Genomic DNA, 20,208 nt, shown 5'->3' with positions numbered 1-20,208 from the left:
TTCATTATGCATTGGTTTAAGTGTTTAAGGTGATATGCGGCAACTTCTGAATTGCGTTGTTTACACCTTAACAGGGTGTTATGTTTTCGAGGTTATATTAGGAGTTTATATGTGGCATCTAAAATATAAAGAATATGAAGAAGAAAGCGTTAGATCTGACTATGAAATTTCCAAAAAGTATTTAGATGAAATTTATGGGAAAACTACGCCAACGGCTGTTTATTTAAGGAAAAATCAACCAATAGATCCATCAACTGCTTCAGCGTTAAACAGTCCTTTATGTGAGCCCATACCAGAAAGAGATAACGAGTTTGCTATTTATTTAACATTAGACGCCAATTCTAATATGTTTTTAGGTCAATTGGCTCACGAAGTTGCGCATTTAAAAAATGCCCATGTATCTGATTTATATATTGAGGGTATAAATACTAACTTTGCTAGAAAGTTACATTCTCATCTCGGTAGAGAAGATGAGTGGTCAGAGTGGGAAGAACATTATCGCGCAGGTAAAGATCCGTTATATGCAGACACCTATTTTTTAATCAAAGAATTAGAAGAGGAAATCAGCCATGATTTTATTAGGAAAGCTTTTAGTCATTTAACCTTAACTAAAGGAAAAGATGATAAACCTATCTATGTCATAAACCTAAAGCAATGGCTAAACGAGATTGAGGGCGAGGAAAGAGCCAAAGCCGTTAATATATTCAAAAAACATCAAGCTAAAATATTGTCACATAAATCTGGTGATTATGATCAAACTCAGATGCTCGCTGAGCTAGAAGCATAACAAGGATTAACCATACAACGCTTTAAGACGGACGCGCCACGCGTGGCATTTTTACCATGCGTTAAGTTTAGTGATTAAGGTGGTATTAGGAAACTTCGCATTGCGTTGCTCACCCCTTAACACGGCATTAGCCGATATTTCCACAAGATGAGTACCAATTCTCATTGCGGCAGCATTAAAAAGGCCAGACAGTTGTCTGGCCTTTTGCTTTTCTCTCAATCAAGCAACAAGCGTATTAACGCATGGTAACGAACTCTTCGGCGCCTGTGGGGTGGATGGCGACGACGGCGTCGAAGTCGGCCTTGGTGGCGCCCATCTTGATGGCGACGCCGAAGCCTTGCAGTATCTCATCCATGCCGTAGCCGATGCCGTGAATGCCCACGACCTTCTCCTCTTTACCGGCGCACACCAGCTTCATCTTACAGGCCTGACGGTGTGCAGTGACCGCCGTATACATAGAGGTGAAGCCCGAGTTGTAGACCTTGACGTTCTCCTCGCCATATTGGGCGATCGCCTCGGGTTCGGTGAGGCCCATGGTGCCTATGGCCGGGTGGCTGAATACCACGGTTGGCACCAGGCTGTAATCCATCTTGGCATCTGTCATGCCGTTGAATAGACGCTCAGACAACAGGCGGCCCGCCTTCACGGCAACCGGGGTCAGCTCTATGCCGCCTTCGATGATGTCGCCGACACAGTAGATGCCCTTGGCTGTGGTGTTTTGCTGGGCATCGACCACCACATAACCCTTGTCGTTGAGCTTAACGTCTGTGTTTTCCAGGCCGATCTTGTCGGTGGACGGACGACGGCCGATGGCCCAGATTAGGGTATCGATCTCATAGCTCTCGCCATTTTCCAGCTTGAGTGTCAGCGAGCCGTCGGCGTTCTTGGTGACAGACTCTGGAATGCTGTGGGTGTGCAGGCTAGGGCCGTCTGTGGCCATAGACTCCATCAGGGCCTCGCTCAGCATAGGGTCGAAGCTGCGCAGCGGTGCATGTTTACGCACAAACAGGTGAGTCTCGCTGCCCAGGGCATGGAGTACACCCGCCAGCTCTACGGCGATATAGCCTGCGCCGACAACGGCCACACGCTTAGGCTGCTCGTTGAGGGCGAAGAAGCCGTCTGAGTCGATACCGTATTCGGCGCCCGGAATCTTGGGAATGGTCGGGGTGCCGCCGGTGGCGATTAGTATATGGTCGGCGCTGTAGTGCTCGCCATTCACCTCTATGGTGTTGTTGTCGACGAAGTGGCCATAGCCTCGCACCAGAGTGACGCCATTGCTGTCCAGGCCTCTGTCGTAGGCGCCGTGGATGCGCTCTATGTAGGCCTCGCGGCTCTCGACCAGCTTGCTCCAATCGAATTTATTGACCGAGACGTCGAAGCCATAGTCTTTGGCGTACAGGTGCATGGCCTCGGCGACTTGGGCGCCATACCACATGACTTTCTTAGGGACGCAGCCGACGTTTACGCAGGTGCCGCCCAGTGCCTTGGCTTCGATCAGCAGTACCTTGGCACCGCGCATGGCCGCACGGTTGGCCGAGGCGATGCCGCCGCTGCCGGCGCCTAAACAGATATAGTCAAAATGTTGAGCCATCTTTTTCTCCAAATTCGAAGGATTGCATATGGGGGTCATTGTAGGGGTAAAGCGACAAGCAAACCAGAGGTGTGTGCGCCCTTTAGCACTAGACCCGCGTCAGGGCGTATGACTTTCAAATGCGTTTGGCGTTAGCGCCGATACTGACACTTGTGGTGATCGCTCTGGCTCGGCCCTTCGGCGCCGCACTTCATGCAGACCCATTCGCTCTGGCGGGCGCGAAGCTCCTTGTCCTGATAGCCGTAATCCTGTTTCGCTTGCCGCTTGAGACTCTTCTCCAGATGCGACATACGCTTATCGAGCCAGCGGCAGCTGGGATCGTCGGCCACATGCTGACGACTGGCCAGCTGCTGTTTGCGGCTTAGCTGTTTGTGACTCAGCTTCTTGCTGCGCTTGTTTTTGGGCTTTTGGGTGGACTTCTTATCCCGGCGCGACTTGGGCTGCGTCGGGCTGGCGCGATAGTTAAGGGCGCCTATGGGGTTGTCTGGAATGACGAGTGGATTGCCCTCGCTGTCCAGGGCGCCGTCGGCGGGCAGGGTGATTGACTCAGTTATGAGCGGCGCGTCTTTATCTTGGGCCTGAGCGGCGCAGATGAATAGCAGCGAGAGTGCGATGGCGTTTAAGGTGAAATAGGTAAGCGTTCGATAGTGGCCAGACATTCCGTGTCCTCCAGGTCAGGGCTGGCACTCCTTGCCAGCCTTAGATAAAGCTAGTTCATGGCGAGCCAGCTTTCAATGAAGGAGATCGTCTGGGTTGTCGGTTTCAGGCTAGAGCCTCAGAAAGCTATAGCCTAGAAAGCTAGCGCCCTAGGAGCTAGAGACCTAGAAACTAAAGGTGAGGTGCAGGCCCGCGTAGGTGTTGTTGAGGCTGCCCTTGGCGTCTGGATTTTCCTGCTTAATATCTTCCTGGGCCAGAGTGCGGCTCAGGTGGCCCGAGAGTACCAGGCGGTCGGCCAGTTGATATTGGGCCTCGAGGCCAAACTGAAAATGGTTAGGGCCGTTGTGCGTTTCGGTCACATATTGGAAGTCGAACGCCTGGGTGACATAGGGCGTCAGTGTGAGTCTGTCTGACACAGGCCACTCGCTGTGCAGGCTGGCCTCGACAAAGTAACCCGCCGCCTCGGTGGAGTAGGTGTAGCTCAGGGAAGGGGTTAACCAGGCGATGCCCGTGTATTCTAGGGTGGCGAACAGCTCGTTATCGCCGCAGCGCTCATCGCCGTAGGCCTCGATGCGCTGGTAACCCAAGGCGGCACTTAAGTTGTCGCCAAACTCGAAGCCATATTCCAGCCCCATGTTCCACTCTATGTAGTATTGGCTATCGCCACGACCGACTGTGGTAAACAGGGTGAGATCGTCTATCTGCACGGCGGCGGTTGCCCAGTAGATGCCGCCCTTGTCTAAGTTGCTACGCCCTTCTGAGATATATTTCGAGTCCCACCCCAGGTCGAGGATGACGTTGGTATCCGGGCCTTCACTGTGGCTGATGATGTTGTTGATATGCGAGTCATCGACAGTGCCGGTAATGGCCTGGTCGGCGGCGTTGGCGGTACCGGCCAGCAGTAGGCCGATAATACAAGAGTGGCTGATCAATCTGTTCATGGGTGTAACACTGAAATAAGTTTGGGATCGGGATGAATAGTAATGGGTTAAATATTAAACATAAATGAGAATTGGTTGCATTTGCGATCCGCTTGGCAATATCTGTGTTGTAAATGTGAAGTAAATATAGCCTTGTTCTAGATCAAGGTTTTTCCTCCAGGCTGCTGCTAGGTCTTACTTCTAGGTCTTCACTGTTAGGTTTATAAACCTAGCTGTTAAATCCTGGGTTTAGCTCTCTTCGGCGGGCTAGTTTGTTAAAGATGCTTGAATAGTCGCGCCGTCGCCCATACATAATCTCAATACCCTAAGATTGACGAGGACAACAGATGAGTAACCCTTTGCTAAGCGGCAGTGAATTACCGCCATTTTCGCAAATCAAACCCGAGCATATTCAGCCAGCCGTCGAGCAGGGGATTGCTAATTGTCGCCAGAAGATCGATGAGGTGCTCGCCAGTGGCGGTCCCTTCACCTGGGATAACCTGATCGCACCGCTTGAGCAGGTGGATGACGAATTGAGCCAGATCTGGTCGCCTGTGTCGCACATGAACTCTGTGCTCAGCACTGATGAGTGGCGCGCTGCCCACGATGCCTGCCTGCCGCTATTGTCGGAATATGGCACCTATGTGGGTCAGCATCAGGGGCTGTATCAGGCCTATAAGGCGCTGAAGGAGTCCGACGAGTTTGCCCAGCTAAGTCAGGCGCAGCAAACCAGCATCACCCACAGCCTGCGTGATTTCGAGTTATCTGGCATAGGATTGAACGATGAAGATAAACAAACTTATGGGAAACTGGTTAAACGTTTATCTGAGTTAACCAGTAGCTTCTCTAATCAGCTGTTGGACGCCACCCAGGCCTGGACCAAGTTGGTGACAGACGAGCAGGAGCTGGCCGGTCTGCCCGAGTCTGCTATTGCCGCGGCTAAGGCGATGGCCGAGGCCAAAGAGCAGCAAGGTTGGTTGTTCACCCTGGACTTCCCCTCTTACCTGCCCGTGATGACCTACAGCGACAACCGTCAGCTGCGAGAGGAGTGCTACCGCGCCTTCGTGACCCGCGCCTCGGATCAAGGCCCTAACGCAGGTGAGTTCGACAACGGTCCGCTGATGGATGAGATCTTAGATCTGCGTCATCAGCTGGCTAAACTGCTGGGCTTCGACAGCTTCGCTCATAAGTCGCTGGCGACCAAGATGGCCGAGTCGCCTCAGCAGGTGCTGGATTTCCTTAACGAATTGGCGGCCCGCTCTCAGCAGCGGGGACAGAACGAGCTTGCCGAGCTGACCGCGTTCGCCGAGAAAGAGTTTGGCGTGAGCGAGCTGGCTCCATGGGACCTCACTTATTATGCCGAGAAACTCAAGCATCACAGATACGAGATCTCCCAGGAGCTGCTACGTCCTTACTTCCCGGAAGATCGTGTGCTTTCCGGCCTCTTCTATACTGTGTCGCGCCTGTTCGGCCTGACCATAGAGGAGCAGGAACATTTCGACAGCTGGCACAAAGATGTGCGTTTCTTCCATATCAAAGATGCCAAGGGCGAGCACAGAGGCAGCTTCTTCCTGGATCTCTATGCCCGTGAAGGCAAGCGTGGTGGCGCCTGGATGGACGATTGCCGCGTGCGTCGTCAAACCGCCCATGGCCTGCAGAAGCCGGTGGCCTACCTCACCTGTAACTTCAATGCCCCGGTCAATGGTAAGCCAGCACTGTTTACCCACGACGAGGTGACGACCCTGTTCCACGAGTTCGGTCACGGCATTCATCATATGCTGACCAAGATAGACGTGGCGGGCGTATCAGGTATCAATGGTGTGCCTTGGGACGCGGTGGAGCTGCCGAGTCAGTTTATGGAAAACTGGTGCTTCGAGGAGGAGGCCCTGGCCGAGATCTCCGGACACTTCGAGAGCCATGAGCCGCTGCCTAAGGCCATGCTGGACAAGATGCTGGCGGCGAAGAACTTCCAGTCAGGCATGATGATGTTGCGCCAGCTGGAGTTTTCGCTGTTCGACTTCCGCCTGCACCTGGAATATGACCCGGCAGAGGGCGCCCATATTCAGGCCAAGTTGGATGAGGTGAGAGATCAGGTTGCCGTGGTGAAGGCCGCCGATTTCAACCGTTTCCAACATAGCTTCGCCCATATCTTTGCCGGTGGTTACGCCGCGGGTTACTACAGCTACAAGTGGGCCGAGGTGTTGTCGGCCGATGCCTTCTCCCGCTTCGAGGAGGAGGGGATCTTCAACGCCGATACCGGTCGCAGCTTCCTGGAGAATATTCTCGAGATGGGTGGCAGCCTGGAGCCTATGGAGCTGTTTAAGCGTTTCAGAGGCCGTGAGCCACAGATCGACGCCCTGCTGAGACACTCGGGCATTCAAGGCTAATATACTGATCTAATTAGCCTAAATCGATACTAAAAGGCCAACCCTATGTTGAGGGTTGGCCTTTTTTATGGGCTAGCGCTTGGTATTAGTAAGCGCCCGCACTATAGGTCAGCTCATAGCTGTGGCTGTAGATCTCTAAGATGTTGCCGAAGGGATCTTCCATATAGATCATGCGGTAAGGCTTCTCGCCTGGGTAGTAGTAACGCGGCGCCTGCATGCGTTTCTTGCCACCGGCGGCGACAATCTTCTCTACCAGGCCTTCGAGATCCGGGTCCTGCACGCTGAAGTGGAATACGCCCGTCTTCCAATATTCGAAGTTGTCTTCTGGGTTCTGCTGGTTGGCAAACTGGAATAGCTCGACGCCTATCTTGTCGCCGGTAGCCAGGTGGGCGATACGAAACGAGCCCCATCCCGCGCCGAAGACGTCGGTGCACATCTCGCCGATGGCGCTGTCATCCTCAACAATTTCTGTGGGTTTCATGATGAGATACCAGCCCAGCACCTCAGTGTAGAAGGCGACGGCCGCATCGAGATCCGGCACCGAGATGCCTATGTGTGAGAAGGTTCTTGGGTAAGCTGAGTTGTTCATGCTGTGCTCCTGTTTAACGAATTGGGCACAGATTACAAAGTGAACTAAATTATGTAAAATTATCAAAATTAATCATTTTAAGTATGAAATGTGATGATGAATCCTATCTGGTTGCGCAGCTTCTGCACCTTGGTAGAGCTGGGGCATTTCACCCGCACCGCCGAGCGTCTGCATATGACCCAATCTGGTGTCAGCCAGCATGTGCGCAAGCTGGAGGAGCAGCTCGATACCCAGCTGCTGCTCAGGGAAGGCAAGAAGTTTTCCCTGACCCACGCCGGGCGCCAACTATACCAGCAGGGGCAGGCGATACTGCAATCCTGGGCTCAGCTTGAGCAGGGGATCAAGCAAGACCCGCCCTTTGCCGGAGAGGTACGCCTGATGTCACCCGGTAGCGTCGGCCTCAAGCTGTATGGTGAGTTGCTAGAACTGCAATGCGCCCACCCCGAGTTGTCGCTGGACTATCGTTTCGCCTCCAACGCCGGGGTAGAGAGCGCCATCGCCACCATGGAGGCGGATATCGGCCTGATGACCCGCCAGCCAGAGCTGTCCGAGGTGCAGGCCGAGGCGATTGCCGAGGAGCCGCTACTCCTGGTGACGCCCGCGAGCCAGGAGGCGGTGTCCTGGGAGGAGTTGCTACAGCTGGGCTTTATAGATCATCCCGATGGCGCCCATCATGCCAAGTTGCTGCTAGGGGCAAACTATTCCGAGTTCGAACACAGTGATCAGCTGCCCAATCGTGGCTTCTCTAACCAGATAGGCTTGATCTTAGAGCCGGTGAGCCGAGGTTTGGGCTTCACCGTCTTGCCTGCCTACGCGGTGGAGGCCTTTGCCCGTCAGGATAAGATAACCGCTCATCGACTGCCGGTAGCCGTCAGCGAGACTATCTATCTTTGCCGTCGACGTCAGGCCGTGCTGCCGAGACGGGTCGATTCGCTCAGCGAGGCCATTAAGACTTGCCTGGCTTAGCAAGTGAGTAAGGCCTGTTTGGCCTGGAAAGATCTGGCCTAGAAAGATCAGGTTAAGAAAGCGAGCGAGACCGGCAGGATCACCGGCCTCGCGTCGGGTGTTAAGGCGTGTAGTAGGTCGCCGCGCCTGGGCCGACCGGCAGGCCGAGGGCAAACACCCAGATAAAGAAGAAACAGGTCCAACCGATGAAGAAGACGATCGAGTAGGGCAGCATGGTGGCGACTAAGGTGCCTATGCCGAGATGCTTCTTGTATTGGGAGGCCACCGCCAGGATCAAACCGAAGTAGCTCATCATGGGGGTGATCAGGTTGGTGACCGAGTCGCCGATACGATAGGCGGCCTGAATCGTCTCTGGGGCGTAGCCCACCAACATCAACATGGGCACGAAGATAGGCGCCGTCACCGCCCACTGGGCCGAGGCGCTGCCCAGCATCAGGTTGATGAAGCCGCACATCATGATAAATAGCAGGAACACCAGCGGGCCCGTGAGGCCGATGGCGTTGAGGGCATCGGCCCCTGCTACCGCCAGCACGGCGCCCAGGTTAGTCCACTTGAAGAAGGCGACAAACTGGGAGGCGAAGAATACCAGCACGATATACATACCCATGGTGCTCATGCTGTGGGACATGGCGTCGATCACGTCTTTATCCCGCTTCATGGTGCCCACCACCTTGCCGTACACCAGGCCTGGAATGGCGAAACAGATGAAGATGAAGGCCACTATTCCCTTGAGGAAGGGCGAGCCCGCGACCAGCCCTGTCTCAGGGTGACGCAGCGGCGCGTTTTCCGGCACCACAGAGAGCGCCAATATGCCGCCCAATACTAAGATGGAGAGACCGGCCATCTTGAGACCCTTGATCTCCAGCGGCGTGACGCCATCCATCTTCTGATTGTGCAGATCTATGCTGGCCTCGCTGGGGTCATATTTACCCAGTTTGGGCTCGACTATCTTTTCCGTGACCAGGGCGCCGAGAATGGTGATGACGAAGGTCGAGGCGAACATGAAGTACCAGTTGACCTCTGGGCCCACTAAATAGTCGGGGTCGATCATCTGCGCCGCAGCTTCGGTGATGCCCGATAGCAGAGGGTCAACCGTGCCCAGCAGCAGGTTGGCGCTATAGCCGCCGGAGACACCGGCGAAGGCCGCCGCCAGACCCGCCAAGGGATGACGCCCGAGGGAGTGGAAGATCAGCGCCGCCATGGGGATCAGCACCACATAGCCCAGCTCGGCAGCGGTGTTGGAGACGATACCGGCGAAGACTATGGTGAGGGTAACCAGACGCTTAGAGGCGCCCATCACCAGGGTGCGCATCGCGGCCGACAGCAGGCCGGAGCGATCGGCGATGCCGACCCCCAAGAGGGCCACCAGTACTGTGCCTAAGGGGGTGAAGCCGGTGAAGTTGGTCACCAGGTTGGAGACTATCATCCTTAGGCCTTCGGCATTCATCAGGCTGACCACGTGGATCAGGCCATCCTCGCCGCGTCCCGCCGCGCCGACCGGACGGGGATCGTTGACCGTCAGTTCGAAATAGCCGGCGATGCCGCTGATCACTATGACGGCGGCACAAAACAGGGCGAAGAGGGTGATGGGATGGGGCAGGAGATTACCCAGGTGTTCGACCAGGTTGAGAAAGCGGACGAAAAGGCCCTTCTTGGTCGTCGATGGTGTTGGGGGCTGACTGGCCACCAGACCATCTTCTTGGTTGGAGCTCATGGTGTTTCCTTCATCTTGGGCATCTGGGTGCCCTTATCATTTTGACCGCCTGTAGGCGGAGTGTTAGCACTTTATGATGAAGGAGTTGCTTTAACTGAAGCTTAATTTGCCATAATTGCCCGCCCTTAGCGGGTTATGGCGAATGGCTAATGAAGAGTACTGAAGGTGATAGTGGCGGCTTCGTTCAGACAAAAAAAAAGCCCAGCTTAGTCTAAGCGGGCCAATGAAAGGATGATGATTGAAACCAAAGCCCAATTAGGGAAGATTGGGTTGCCTCTTGGTTGATTAAGATAATAGCTCAGGCTGGCTGTACGAATACTGAACAGGTGACAGCTTTAAAGGCTGGAGCCGCGATTGGATAAACGCCGGTGAAAAAGTGAAAAAGTGCATTAGGCCTTCCTCTGCCTGCAAGGCCTGATCTTACTGGTCAAACTCTGCGCAACTAGTAGGTTAGGTTTGAATGCAGGGGCGACAGTGTCTATGAAATACGCAGCAGATAGACCGATTTTTGCCCTAATGTCTCGCTTAACGCTGGTAAAGCCTGTCATTTTGACCCTTGGTTTGGGGGATGATTTTGATGCGGCAATATTGCATCAATTTATATAGCATTGTTTTGTATTGCGATTTACTTTTGTTTCGCCGTTTGTTGTGCATTTTGCTGCGCGCCGAGTTAAAAGCAGTGAAGCTAGGTGAAAAGGATGCTTTTAGCGCAAAAATGGCGTGATAAATATCATTTTCGGTGAAAAAAGATGAATATAGCAGCAATGCCTTGCCGTAAATGGCACTGATAAATTGCTGGAAATCATCGCGAAAATCGGTGAAGCTGGTGCGTTAACTAACGAGATATAAGAATAACTATAGGGAAGGAACTCAAAGATGGAAGGTTTGCTGTTAGGCTTTGGCCTAGTCGTTATTATCACCTACCTCTGGTATGTCAGCCTGATTAAGAAGCGTAACGCCGTGCGTGAAGCCTTGTCGGGTATCGATGTGCAGCTGAAGAAGCGCGCCAACCTGGTGCCCAACATCCTTAAGATTGCACAGAAATTTATGGATCACGAGAAGTCGCTGCTGACGGAGATCACCGCGCTGCGTACTCAGGTGACCGCGGGCTATGATCTTAACGATGCCGCCGCCATCAAGGAGCATCTGGGTCTGGCCGAGCAGCTCAACAGCAAGATGGGCCAGCTGATGGTCAGCGTCGAAAACTACCCCGAGCTCAAGTCTGACAAGACTATGGTGCAGGCGATGGCGACCTATAGCGAGGTCGAAGAGCATATCTCGGCGGCCAGACGTTTCTACAACGCTGCCGTGTCTGAACTCAATACCGCGGTGGAGATCTTCCCCGGCTCCATCATCGCCTCTATGGCCAAGGTCAAGGTGATGCCTTTCTATGAGGCCGATGACGCGTCCAAGGCGCCGATCGACGCATCAGATTACCTGAAGTAAGCCGGGTTCAGATGCCATGAACCCCATCAGTTTCATCCTCGGGGCGCCGATTAAGGCCCAGCGTGAGCCGCAACGCCTGCGGGCGGACCCCGAGGAGTTGGTACAATTTAAGGCTTATTATGAAGAACATATCGAGCCGCTCACCCGTAAATTTGAAAACCACAGGGTTGCCAGCCTCAAGGCGCTGCGCGGGCGTATCTATACCAGCTTAGGGATCCTCCTCGGCCTGGCGCTGCTGATCCTTATCTTTAGTATGTCCGGTTACCTGGATATCCCCTGGGTCTTCTTCATCGTGCTGTGCCTTCCCTTTGGCTGGTGGAGTTATCGTCCGCTAAAGCGCTATAAGCGGGATGTGAAGCAGGAGGTGTTTCCCAAGATCTTCCGCTATTTCGGTCCCGACTTTATCTTCAGCACCAGCCATAACATGAGCCTGACTCAGCTCAAACGCTCCAAGCTGTTGCCCCACTACGACAACGCCTCGTTCGATGACTATGTGCAGGGCACCCACAAGGGGGTGGAGATCGCCATCAACGAGCTGTGTCTGACCAAGCAGGTCAAACGCGAGAAGAGCACGGAGACAGAAACCGTCTTTCGTGGCGTCATGGTGCAGCTCAGCAGCCACAAGAGGTTTAAGGGCCATACCGTAGTGGTGAAGAACCGCGGCGGCCTGGTGAATTTCCTCTCCAGCAGCTTTAAGAGCCTGAGCCGGGTCAAGCTGGAAGACCCGAGATTCGAGAAGCAGTTCGATGTCTTCTCCAGCGATCAGATCGAGGCGCGCTACCTGCTCACCCTAGGTTTCATGGAGCGTCTGCAGTCGCTGGCCAACCTGTTTTCCGGCAAGATCCAGTGTGCCTTCTACGAAGACAAGCTATTGATCATGTTGCAGAGCGGCGACAATCGATTCGAGCTGGGCTCTATCTTCAACGGCGCGACCTTCGAGTACGAATTTAGCCAAATTAACCGAGAGATGAAGCAGCTTTTTGCTATGATTGAAGTACTTAAACTCGATCAGAACATTGGATTCTAATGCCTAGCCGTGCTCGTCCTGCGCCTCATTTTGTTGAAAAGCTGCTGTGCCTCTGGTGCGGCCTGGCGCTATGTCTGCCATTAGGTGCCACCGAGCAGGCACAGAAGCCGCGCTACAAGGCGAGCTATTCTAAGCATGGCATCCTAAGCAACGGCGATGCCCCGCGCCTGGATGAGACCGACGACAGCAAGATCAAGGTTTATCAATATACCCAGGCCAACGGCGTGGTGGCCTTTGCCGACCATGCCCCGGGCGACAGCGAGTTCAGGGTCTTGTTATATGAGTGCTACGCCTGCAAACCCGACTCAGACCTCGACTGGCAGAAGATGCCGCTGTTTAGCGCCGAATATGATGAGTTGATCTCACGGGCCGCCAAGACCCATGGGCTGGACCCTGCGCTTATCCGCGCCGTGATCCACGCCGAATCGGCCTTCAATGTATTTGCCCTGTCGCGCAGCGGTGCCATGGGCCTGATGCAGCTGATGCCGGGTACCGCCAAGGCGATGGGGGTGAAGAACCCTTACCGGCCCGAGCAGAATATCGACGGCGGCGCCCGCTACTTAGCCAAGATGCTGGCAAGGTTCGGCGGCAATATCGATCTGGCTTGCGCTGCCTATAACGCCGGCCCCACCACAGTGACTCAGTACAAGGGGATCCCGCCCTATCCGGAGACCCAGGCCTATGTGAAACGGGTCAAGATACTGCTGAAACGCTATCAGAAGCTGGGGTAGATGAGATGCGCCAGACCATTATCGAACTGGAACTCGCGCTACTTAGCCCAGAGGTGCGCTGCGATGCCAATGTGCTCGACGAGCTGATCCATGCCGATTTCTTGGAGGTAGGCGCTACCGGGATGAGCTTCGGTAAGCCCGAGGTGCTGGCGCGCCTGCCCAAGGAGAAGCCGCCGGCGTTTAAGATAAGTGATATGCAGTATCGCTTGTTGAGTGAGGACTTAGCTCAGCTCAACTATCGCGCCTGTTTTAAGCCGGTGAACGAGGTGGATAAGCGCTATTCGCTGCGCACCTCGCTGTGGAAATGCGATGGGGGGCGTTGGCAGATGATCTATCATCAGGGCACGCCCTGCGCGCCCTTCTTCTAAACACTAAAAGTATTTGTTGTTGAGGGCGTTATTCGCCCACTTCCCAGGTGACCTGCACATGGCCGCCGCCCTGATTGAGCAAGGGATCCAGATATGCCAGCGTCGTCTCGGCTATCTCATCCAGCTGCCAGGGGGGATTGATCACCCACAGGCCCGCCGCCGTCATGCCAAACTCCTCACTGTCTGGTTTTATTGCCTGCTCTATGCGTAGCTGACGTTTGATGCCGCTCTGCTTGAGCAGTTCGAACATCGCCTCCGTCTGCTCGCGCTGCACCACGGGATACCAGATCATGAAGACGCCGGTGGCGAACTTCTTATGGGCCTTGATCACCGCCTTGGCGACCTCCTGGTAGTCGCTCTTCATCTCGTAGCTGGGGTCGATGAGGATGACACCGCGCCGCTCGAGTGGTGGCACGGCGGCCAACAGCCCCTTGAGGCCATCGCCCTTGATCACCTTGATCTGCTTGTCGCCGCCCAGCTGCTCTTCAAGTAGCTGATGATCTGTGCCGTGTAGCTCATGCAGCACCATGCGATCCTTATCTCTCAGGTTCATGTCGACAAAGGCGGGCGAGCCAGGGTAGAGTTCCAGTTCATCTGAACCATTGAAGTGTTTGATATCACTGACGTATTGGCTTAGTGCCTCGGGCAGGTCCTGTTTGTCCCACAGCTTGGCGACCCCCTCTAAATACTCGCCCGTCTTCTGGGCAAACTCATCGGATAGCGCATAGCCGCCGGCGCCGGCATGGGTGTCGATATACACCATGGGCTTATTCTTCTTATGCATCAGCTTGAGGGTTTGCAGCAAGATGCTGTGCTTGAGCACATCGGCATAGTTTCCGGCGTGGTAGCCGTGGCGGTAACTTAACATGAATATTCCAGATGATGAGGGCGCTAGCCTGATAGGGCGATTATAGGGGGGATGCCAGCCCAGGTACAGCGCCTGGGCCTAGGTCGGTAATTAGGGCGATAATAATGCCATATTCAGCGCGGCGCACTTTTGGCATAATGGCGGCGTGATTTCTTAATTGACCGAGCCAAAGTGACAGCATCATCGACCCAGCCCGCCTCTGTGGGGATCTTTTTTAATCGCCAATACCCGACCCTGGAAGCCGTGTGTGACCGTTGGGGGCTGGAGTTCGACGCAGACGCCCTGTTTGAGCTGGTGTTCGAAGATAACTGCCTGGTGTTGAATAAGCGTGACGAGCCCAAGCTTAAGGGCATATTGGTGGACTTCGTTACCGGCGCCGTGGCCCACAGACGTAAGTTCGGCGGTGGCCGGGGTCAGGCGATCGCCAAAGCCGTCGGCCTTAAGCAGGGCGTGACCCCGACTGTCGTCGATGGCACCGCAGGCCTGGGGCGAGACGCCTTCGTGCTTGCCAGTCTGGGCTGCAATGTCACCATGGTGGAGCGTAATCCCGTGGTCGCCGCTTTGCTAGAAGATGGCCTGCGCCGCGCTTATGAAGATGCCGACATAGGTCCCTGGATGCAGGAACGCATGCGCCTGGTGCATGGCTCCAGCCTGACGACGATGGCCGAGTTGGGTGAGCAGGTAGATGTGGTCTATCTGGATCCTATGTATCCTCACAGGCAGAAGTCGGCCCTGGTAAAGAAAGAGATGCGGGTATTCCAATCGCTGGTGGGCGCCGATCTCGATGCAGACGGCCTGCTGGCCCCCGCCATGGCCCTCGCCAGCAAGCGCGTGGTGGTCAAGCGCCCCGACTATGCCGACGATCTTGATGGCGTCAAACCCAGCACCCGCATCGAAACCAAGAAGAACCGCTTCGATGTCTACGTTAAGGCCGCGATGAAAGACAACTAGTGTCTAGAAAATCGGTGGCGATTCATACTCCTCGAAACTAAGGTGATTTGTGTGAGTTTAGTGGATTTTATTAAACGCTACTTGTCTAGTAGTTATAATAGAAAGGTTAAGAGTTGGAACAAGAAGGGGGCAATTTTTTTTGTGAAGTTTGACTTTGTCATTACTCTCACGCAAATATTTTTACCACTGGCTTTGATAACGGCTGTGTATATATTAGGGGATTGGCGTTGGGTGGTTTTTACAGCACCGTTTTTTGGCTGGGTGATGGAGTATTTTTTATCTCTTAAATATCAGATTTATAAAGATATTGAACTCTATGGCACTATTGATGGATTTGATACTTATTGGCTTGTGATTTTTCTCGCTTTTGTGGGAGTAATGACCGCAGGGGGGATATTGATATTCCTCAAAGAAATAGGATATTTCACAGTCTACTGAGTCTAAAGTGAACAAGCGTTACAGAACAGAAAAATAGGCAGCTTTGCTCGCCAGCAAGCCCCATATACTTGGTAATGCTATTCGGTTAAGCATAGTGGGTAATGCGAGCACAATAACCCAAAGGCATAGCGTTCTGCTTTAAAGATTAACTAGAGCTAGTAGATGAAACCGGACGGGTCATCCGAGAAGATAAGCGAGGTGCTATCTCAAAAAGTGCAGAGAATATCTTGCAACGAATTAATGTTGCTGCAGAAACCTGGCTTATATTAACGACTGATTTTGGCAAGTCCTTTAGAGGGCTTGTTGGCTCAGTGCAAGAGCTTGATGACTATTATACCCACCTAGAAAAACGACGAAGGCACTTTGCAAGCAGTTGTCAGCATCTGCAACTTAGCTAGTATTTAGTCGTCTCCCACTTTTGCACTCAGCCTGTCACCCAGGTCAATTTACGATGCCTTAAACTCTGCCTTTTTGTCTTTTTTCTATCATATCCAACCTATCTGATGTTCCGCTTGCAGCCATCTCAATGAGTGTTCTCATTTATGGGGCCTTCCTGGGGCTGTATAGGAGTAATCTGGAAATAATGGTGCTATGTTATTGATTAACTTTGGGTGGCTTGCTTTTTTGTGGGCAAAGAGTCTTAAAGATGAACAAGTATTGGTTGTTATTGGTATTAGCTTTCGGTATCGAGAGTGTCGGTTTTTGTTCCGTGGCAGAAGAGACTCACGAGAGTGCAGGTGAGATTGTGCTAGATTTTCTGGCTGATCTTGCACAGATTCAGGTCGAGGAAGGCGAGATTATTGCAAGTAAAATAAATACACATTGGGTTGATGTTTCCCTAGGAGATATGCGCAATGTGAACACCTCTTTTGTCAACGCGCCATTTTTAAGCTTAGCAAGGCTGAATGACGGGAAGGTTTTACAATCCAAGGTTGTTGATAAATATGCATGTGTATTTGTCGCAAATAAAGCTGTCATTGGTGGTTTTTCTTTAGTCTATGAAGATGGATGGAAGTTTATGGCTCCATCTGTTTATTGGGAAGACCAGAAGCTTCCGAAAGAATGTTCAGCATTGAAGTTTGAATTAGGTGTAACGGCTACGGAATTTATTACTTTAAAGGAATGAGCGTGGCTTAATAGTTTACCAGGGATTATAGCTGTGAGAGTGCGTATGAAAAATTATCTATATGCTGTTATGTTTTTCTATTTTGTCACTATCAGTGTTCGTGCTGAAGATGAGCTGATTACTTTAGACTTGAAGGAGGGGGTTGTATTTGAGTCCTTGATAGTCAAACGTAATGAACTTCATGAAAGCTATTATAATTTTAAGTTAAAGCTTAGCCCCTATTTTGAACATGGAATTTGTTTTAGAGATTTTATTGAGTTGGAAATGGTCGGAGTGGATTTCCATGTAGATTATAGAAAGAGTGCTTTTCTGGGGAGGGAGCTCTCGAGTGTAGATTGCGAGGAGCAAAGAGATTTTGTCACAATTGAAAATATGGTAAATAGACAAGATTTTGAAGTTATTAATGGCTTCCTTGATGGATTTGAAAAATCTTGCAAAAGTTTGGGGTTAAATGTTTTCAGTAATGGAGTTAATATAAATGAAATTTGTAATAACACAGAGGTCGTAAAAATTTCGAGCAAGTCATATAGGAATCAAACTGAATATGAAGTTATACGCAGTAATATTAAGAATAGAAAAAGCTATGTGCAAGTGTTTAAAACTGATGGCTCTTACGAATTGTATAAAATAATTCACTGACTTTTGGTGTGAGTGGGCTAAGAACATTGCAGCTCGATTTCAGCCTGAGTTAGTAATAAAAAGAAGCTACCCATTAAAATAAAAAGTAGCCACCCATCGTTAATGGAAATGATGCCCACCTTCTACTAGGCTTTGATTTAGCATTAAACATGGAGGTTATGATGCCGTGCTCGCTTAGAAGCCAGATAAGCTGAATTGGTTCTGACCAGATTTGACTGCTTCCTTGTTTTTGGTGCTAACCCCATTTAATCGGGGTTTTTTCTTGTCTGAAACAGGGCAATGTGACCAGTAGTCTGAGCACAGCTTGCCAGTAGAAGCGAACTGTGTCTGCTAGAATGTGGGCAATCTGAGTCTGTGCCGTTACTAAGCTCAATAGTGCATGAGCCCTATACTATTGGGATCCCTTTCAGTAACCTAATTTGTGCAGTTTGGCCGAAGCGTATCGAGCTTGCCCAAAGTTGGAGCGATTTGAGCCTGAGATGCTACAGGTGTACGTGATCGGTTTTATTTCTTGCCACTCACTATGAGGCGTTGTCAGTGGATCTTAAAATATCCGGGTGTTGTAAAAGTACATGTCATAACCATGGTCTGAAAAAGGCTGCTCTTATTTGTCAGCTTATGGTTATATTTTATGTCAGGTTATGGTTGCATCTTTTGACTAAGTGATTGAAAACTGGAGGCAGCCTATGTCAGCTTATGCTTCTAGCGACAGAAGAGCGAGTAGTGCTCTACTAAGATAGCCAGGGCACTAGGTTATAGTGCCCTGGCCACCGAGCCTGCAGTTATTAATCAAACAGATAGTTGACGGTTAACCACACCGAACGTTTAGGCTGCAGGTAGTATTGAGCGTCGCCAAGCTCACTCTCGGCGCTGGGGTTACGCTCGTTGGAGGCGTTATACAGATCCAAATTAACGTCCCAGTTGTTCATGGTATAACCCACGCCTGCATCGAATACCGTGTAGCCTGTGGCCGATGCTGTGTTGCGTTTATTCAGATACACCTCGCCGACATAGTTAACATCCAGGTGTGCGTGTAGCCCCTGCGACTTGCCATAGCGTAGGCCCAGTGCGGCAAGATGTTTTGGCGACATCTCCAGATAGTTACCGCTCAATTGAAACGGCACGCCGTCGAATAACCGCTCGTAATCGGCAAACTTGGTTTCGTGCCATGCATAGCTACCCAGTAGGGTGAAGGCATCGTTTAGACGCCACTGCGCCTCTGCCTCTATACCCTTGAAGTGCTCATCACCGGCATTGATCAGGGTGGGTAAGCCGTTGACGGCTTGGCTGACCACTAGGTTATTAAACTTCATGTCGAAGGCGGCAAGATCCCAACGCAGTGCACCACCGTAGTTTTGTCCCCGTAGGCCTATCTCTAGGCTGGTGGCGTCTTCTGGCATGAGCAATTCAGTTTCCGCTTCGGGGCCGAAGTCGATGGCGGCAGGTTTGAAGCTATTGCGATACCCACCGTATAGGGTCACATAGTCCTGTTGCGATTGCCACAGACGGTAGCTACTCGACAGGGCGCCGGAGAAACGCGTATCTGTCTCACTAACGGTTTCATTTACGATCATTTCTGGTGACTGGCCGGTAAAATCGGTTTCATGGCCAGCGCGGGTTTCCTTGGTGTGATTGAAGCGCAATCCGGCGTCGATACGCCATCTATCGGTGATATCCCAGACGAGATTGCCGTATACGCCGCTAAAGGTTCGCTTGTCGTCCAGATAGGTTTGCTCGTCTATCGGCAGGCTCTGCCAGGCCGGAGCATTATGACCGTCGACTGCGACCGCATACTCAAAATTATTGCTGTGCTGCGAGCCGTCACCATGGTTGACGTCGACGCCCCACACCAGTGTCATCTGCGGGTTGAGCTTGCTGACAAAATGGCTGTCGAAATAGATCTCGGTACGTTCGATCTCCTGACTATAACCGTCGGCATTGACCGTGACGCCATCGTCGGCAAAACCTTCTCGCAGGAAGCCGCGGGCGTTATCGTTTTGGGTGCGGGTGTAGGCCAGACGTGAAACGGATCTACCTAGGGCCGTGTCGCGCTCATAGGCCAGACTCAGCTGCTGACGGTCTTCATCCAATTTGGCATTGCGCGGATTATGGTTGGCGTCTAACGGCACTCGTGGTGTGAGCGTTTTCCCCTCCCTTGGGTGTGGGCTGCCCGGCGCTTGATCTACCGAGCTGATATCGAGATCCAGATTGAACTGACCGCCACCGAACTCGGCGCCGCCACGATATAGGCCATGCAGGCGCTCGAAACCATGACGGGTGCCAGCGAGGTGCTGTTTCTCGGCATCGAAGGATACCGAATGTTGCCAGGCATCGCCGCTAGCGGATAGTGGTGTGGTAAATGCCACCCGGGCACTGCTCTCTGTTCCTACGGCGGCGCTGATTTTAGTCGGGCCTTCACCCGCCGCGTAGTGTTTCACATGGATCACGCCGACGAAACTGGTGGCGCCGTAACTGACTGGTGCGGCGCCCTTGATCACTTCGATGCGCTCAACGTTTTGTAGGCTCAATGAAACCAGTGCCGGTGTAAATGCGCCGCCAGCGGGCACATCATCGACCACCAGAAGAAAGGCATCAAACTCACGCAATCCCCATAAGGCGGGGACTGATGAGGCCGGGCCGCCATCGCCGCCACTGGCAATATCTACGCCCGCCACCATGGACAGGGCCGAGGCTAAATCTTTCGCTCCGCGGGCTTTTAGTACCTCGGCGTCGACGACAGAGATAGATTGCGTGGCGCTGCTTAACGGAGCCTCGGGCATTTTGCCGACGACGACCATGACTTCTGTATCCTCGTTAGCCCTGTCTGAGGTATCGGCGTAACTGGTTATTGGCAAGGTAGTGCCGCAGCAGGCCAGCATGGCTAAGGTTAAGCGAGAAAAACGAAAGGCGGCTCCGGGAGCAAAAAAAGGGGACTTCATAGGAGATCACTTCTTCAGGTTAGTGGTGTTAATTCCGTGCGGCATTTTTATCAAGACACCAAAA

At 52.5% G+C, this 20,208-nt stretch carries 18 protein-coding genes; 11 read left to right on the top strand and 7 right to left on the bottom strand.

Features of this window, described 5'->3' with window-relative positions; translation table 11 throughout:
* Positions 1 to 109 precede the first annotated feature (109 nt).
* On the top strand, positions 110 to 787 hold the full coding sequence (locus K0I63_RS18975) for a hypothetical protein (RefSeq protein ID WP_220082038.1): 678 nt from the start codon (positions 110 to 112) through the stop codon (positions 785 to 787).
* Between the two features lie 235 nt (positions 788 to 1,022).
* Here the strand turns inward: K0I63_RS18975 and gorA are convergent, their stop codons facing one another.
* From gorA to K0I63_RS18960, 3 genes are all read right to left on the bottom strand, one after another.
* The gene (gorA, locus tag K0I63_RS18970; RefSeq protein WP_220082037.1) at positions 1,023 to 2,378 is read right to left on the bottom strand and encodes a glutathione-disulfide reductase; all 1,356 of its coding nucleotides are present in this window, start codon (positions 2,376 to 2,378) and stop codon (positions 1,023 to 1,025) included.
* Between the two features lie 131 nt (positions 2,379 to 2,509).
* Positions 2,510 to 3,037, bottom strand: coding sequence for a hypothetical protein (locus K0I63_RS18965; protein WP_220082036.1), 528 nt, complete (start codon positions 3,035 to 3,037; stop codon positions 2,510 to 2,512).
* A 162-nt stretch (positions 3,038 to 3,199) separates the two neighbouring features.
* Complete coding sequence (locus K0I63_RS18960; RefSeq protein ID WP_220082035.1) at positions 3,200 to 3,976, bottom strand: hypothetical protein; 777 nt, start codon at positions 3,974 to 3,976, stop codon at positions 3,200 to 3,202.
* Between the two features lie 326 nt (positions 3,977 to 4,302).
* On the opposite strand from K0I63_RS18960, the gene prlC reads away from it, so the two are divergent.
* The gene (gene prlC / locus K0I63_RS18955) at positions 4,303 to 6,342 is read left to right on the top strand and encodes an oligopeptidase A (protein ID WP_220082034.1); all 2,040 of its coding nucleotides are present in this window, start codon (positions 4,303 to 4,305) and stop codon (positions 6,340 to 6,342) included.
* 85 nt (positions 6,343 to 6,427) lie between these two features.
* Here prlC and K0I63_RS18950 read toward each other — a convergent pair whose 3' ends face one another.
* On the bottom strand, positions 6,428 to 6,931 hold the full coding sequence (locus K0I63_RS18950) for a lactoylglutathione lyase family protein (protein ID WP_220082033.1): 504 nt from the start codon (positions 6,929 to 6,931) through the stop codon (positions 6,428 to 6,430).
* 93 nt (positions 6,932 to 7,024) lie between these two features.
* Between K0I63_RS18950 and K0I63_RS18945 the strand changes: the two genes are divergently transcribed.
* Positions 7,025 to 7,897, top strand: coding sequence for a LysR family transcriptional regulator (locus K0I63_RS18945; RefSeq protein ID WP_220082032.1), 873 nt, complete (start codon positions 7,025 to 7,027; stop codon positions 7,895 to 7,897).
* Between the two features lie 100 nt (positions 7,898 to 7,997).
* Here the strand turns inward: K0I63_RS18945 and K0I63_RS18940 are convergent, their stop codons facing one another.
* Positions 7,998 to 9,611: an AbgT family transporter gene (locus K0I63_RS18940; RefSeq protein ID WP_258406138.1), complete on the bottom strand. Its 1,614-nt coding sequence runs from the start codon at positions 9,609 to 9,611 to the stop codon at positions 7,998 to 8,000.
* Positions 9,612 to 10,487: 876 nt separating this feature from the next.
* On the opposite strand from K0I63_RS18940, the gene K0I63_RS18935 reads away from it, so the two are divergent.
* Genes K0I63_RS18935 through K0I63_RS18920 form a run of 4 tightly spaced genes read left to right on the top strand, consistent with a single transcriptional unit; the run spans position 10,488 to position 13,183 of the window.
* On the top strand, positions 10,488 to 11,057 hold the full coding sequence (locus tag K0I63_RS18935; RefSeq protein ID WP_220082031.1) for a LemA family protein: 570 nt from the start codon (positions 10,488 to 10,490) through the stop codon (positions 11,055 to 11,057).
* A gap of 16 nt (positions 11,058 to 11,073) precedes the next feature.
* Positions 11,074 to 12,084 carry a DUF3137 domain-containing protein gene (locus tag K0I63_RS18930; RefSeq protein ID WP_220082030.1) on the top strand — a complete coding sequence of 337 codons (1,011 nt, stop codon included), beginning with the start codon at positions 11,074 to 11,076 and terminating at the stop codon, positions 12,082 to 12,084.
* Positions 12,084 to 12,815, top strand: coding sequence for a lytic transglycosylase domain-containing protein (locus tag K0I63_RS18925; protein ID WP_220082029.1), 732 nt, complete (start codon positions 12,084 to 12,086; stop codon positions 12,813 to 12,815). Before K0I63_RS18930 ends, K0I63_RS18925 begins: the two co-directional genes overlap by 1 nt.
* 5 nt (positions 12,816 to 12,820) lie before the next feature.
* Positions 12,821 to 13,183 carry a nuclear transport factor 2 family protein gene (locus K0I63_RS18920; protein WP_144201372.1) on the top strand — a complete coding sequence of 121 codons (363 nt, stop codon included), beginning with the start codon at positions 12,821 to 12,823 and terminating at the stop codon, positions 13,181 to 13,183.
* Positions 13,184 to 13,211: 28 nt separating this feature from the next.
* Here K0I63_RS18920 and K0I63_RS18915 read toward each other — a convergent pair whose 3' ends face one another.
* Positions 13,212 to 14,051 carry a 23S rRNA (adenine(2030)-N(6))-methyltransferase RlmJ gene (locus K0I63_RS18915; protein ID WP_220082028.1) on the bottom strand — a complete coding sequence of 280 codons (840 nt, stop codon included), beginning with the start codon at positions 14,049 to 14,051 and terminating at the stop codon, positions 13,212 to 13,214.
* A gap of 171 nt (positions 14,052 to 14,222) precedes the next feature.
* Here K0I63_RS18915 and K0I63_RS18910 point away from each other — a divergent pair, with 171 nt between their 5' ends.
* The 4 genes from K0I63_RS18910 to K0I63_RS18895 all read left to right on the top strand — a co-directional run bounded on the left by K0I63_RS18910 (position 14,223) and on the right by K0I63_RS18895 (position 17,205).
* On the top strand, positions 14,223 to 15,002 hold the full coding sequence (locus K0I63_RS18910; RefSeq protein WP_258406906.1) for a class I SAM-dependent methyltransferase: 780 nt from the start codon (positions 14,223 to 14,225) through the stop codon (positions 15,000 to 15,002).
* Positions 15,003 to 15,053: 51 nt separating this feature from the next.
* Entirely contained in the window at positions 15,054 to 15,440 is a 387-nt protein-coding gene (locus K0I63_RS18905; RefSeq protein WP_220082027.1) for a hypothetical protein, read from the top strand.
* Between the two features lie 646 nt (positions 15,441 to 16,086).
* Positions 16,087 to 16,566, top strand: a complete 480-nt coding sequence (locus tag K0I63_RS18900) for a hypothetical protein (protein WP_220082026.1) — start codon at positions 16,087 to 16,089, stop codon at positions 16,564 to 16,566.
* A 45-nt stretch (positions 16,567 to 16,611) separates the two neighbouring features.
* Positions 16,612 to 17,205 (top strand): hypothetical protein, encoded by a 594-nt coding sequence (locus tag K0I63_RS18895; protein WP_220082025.1) that lies wholly within the window; start codon positions 16,612 to 16,614, stop codon positions 17,203 to 17,205.
* 785 nt (positions 17,206 to 17,990) lie between these two features.
* Here K0I63_RS18895 and K0I63_RS18890 read toward each other — a convergent pair.
* Entirely contained in the window at positions 17,991 to 20,144 is a 2,154-nt protein-coding gene (locus tag K0I63_RS18890) for a TonB-dependent receptor (RefSeq protein WP_220082024.1), read from the bottom strand.
* Positions 20,145 to 20,208 lie beyond the last annotated feature (64 nt).

Source organism: Shewanella rhizosphaerae, from assembly GCF_019457655.1.
Classification (GTDB): domain Bacteria; phylum Pseudomonadota; class Gammaproteobacteria; order Enterobacterales; family Shewanellaceae; genus Shewanella; species Shewanella loihica.
This window is presented reverse-complemented; position numbering and strand designations above follow the sequence as displayed.

What these genes read in the sequence shown, in the direction of transcription:
- K0I63_RS18975 (WP_220082038.1), top strand. Translation starts at nt 110, where the DNA reads ATGTGGCATCTAAAATATAAAGAATATGAAGAAGAAAGCGTTAGATCT.
- gorA (WP_220082037.1), bottom strand. Translation starts at nt 2,378, where the DNA reads ATGGCTCAACATTTTGACTATATCTGTTTAGGCGCCGGCAGCGGCGGC.
- K0I63_RS18965 (WP_220082036.1), bottom strand. Translation starts at nt 3,037, where the DNA reads ATGTCTGGCCACTATCGAACGCTTACCTATTTCACCTTAAACGCCATC.
- K0I63_RS18960 (WP_220082035.1), bottom strand. Translation starts at nt 3,976, where the DNA reads ATGAACAGATTGATCAGCCACTCTTGTATTATCGGCCTACTGCTGGCC.
- prlC (WP_220082034.1), top strand. Translation starts at nt 4,303, where the DNA reads ATGAGTAACCCTTTGCTAAGCGGCAGTGAATTACCGCCATTTTCGCAA.
- K0I63_RS18950 (WP_220082033.1), bottom strand. Translation starts at nt 6,931, where the DNA reads ATGAACAACTCAGCTTACCCAAGAACCTTCTCACACATAGGCATCTCG.
- K0I63_RS18945 (WP_220082032.1), top strand. Translation starts at nt 7,025, where the DNA reads ATGATGAATCCTATCTGGTTGCGCAGCTTCTGCACCTTGGTAGAGCTG.
- K0I63_RS18940 (WP_258406138.1), bottom strand. Translation starts at nt 9,611, where the DNA reads ATGAGCTCCAACCAAGAAGATGGTCTGGTGGCCAGTCAGCCCCCAACA.
- K0I63_RS18935 (WP_220082031.1), top strand. Translation starts at nt 10,488, where the DNA reads ATGGAAGGTTTGCTGTTAGGCTTTGGCCTAGTCGTTATTATCACCTAC.
- K0I63_RS18930 (WP_220082030.1), top strand. Translation starts at nt 11,074, where the DNA reads ATGAACCCCATCAGTTTCATCCTCGGGGCGCCGATTAAGGCCCAGCGT.
- K0I63_RS18925 (WP_220082029.1), top strand. Translation starts at nt 12,084, where the DNA reads ATGCCTAGCCGTGCTCGTCCTGCGCCTCATTTTGTTGAAAAGCTGCTG.
- K0I63_RS18920 (WP_144201372.1), top strand. Translation starts at nt 12,821, where the DNA reads ATGCGCCAGACCATTATCGAACTGGAACTCGCGCTACTTAGCCCAGAG.
- K0I63_RS18915 (WP_220082028.1), bottom strand. Translation starts at nt 14,051, where the DNA reads ATGTTAAGTTACCGCCACGGCTACCACGCCGGAAACTATGCCGATGTG.
- K0I63_RS18900 (WP_220082026.1), top strand. Translation starts at nt 16,087, where the DNA reads ATGAACAAGTATTGGTTGTTATTGGTATTAGCTTTCGGTATCGAGAGT.
- K0I63_RS18895 (WP_220082025.1), top strand. Translation starts at nt 16,612, where the DNA reads ATGAAAAATTATCTATATGCTGTTATGTTTTTCTATTTTGTCACTATC.
- K0I63_RS18890 (WP_220082024.1), bottom strand. Translation starts at nt 20,144, where the DNA reads ATGAAGTCCCCTTTTTTTGCTCCCGGAGCCGCCTTTCGTTTTTCTCGC.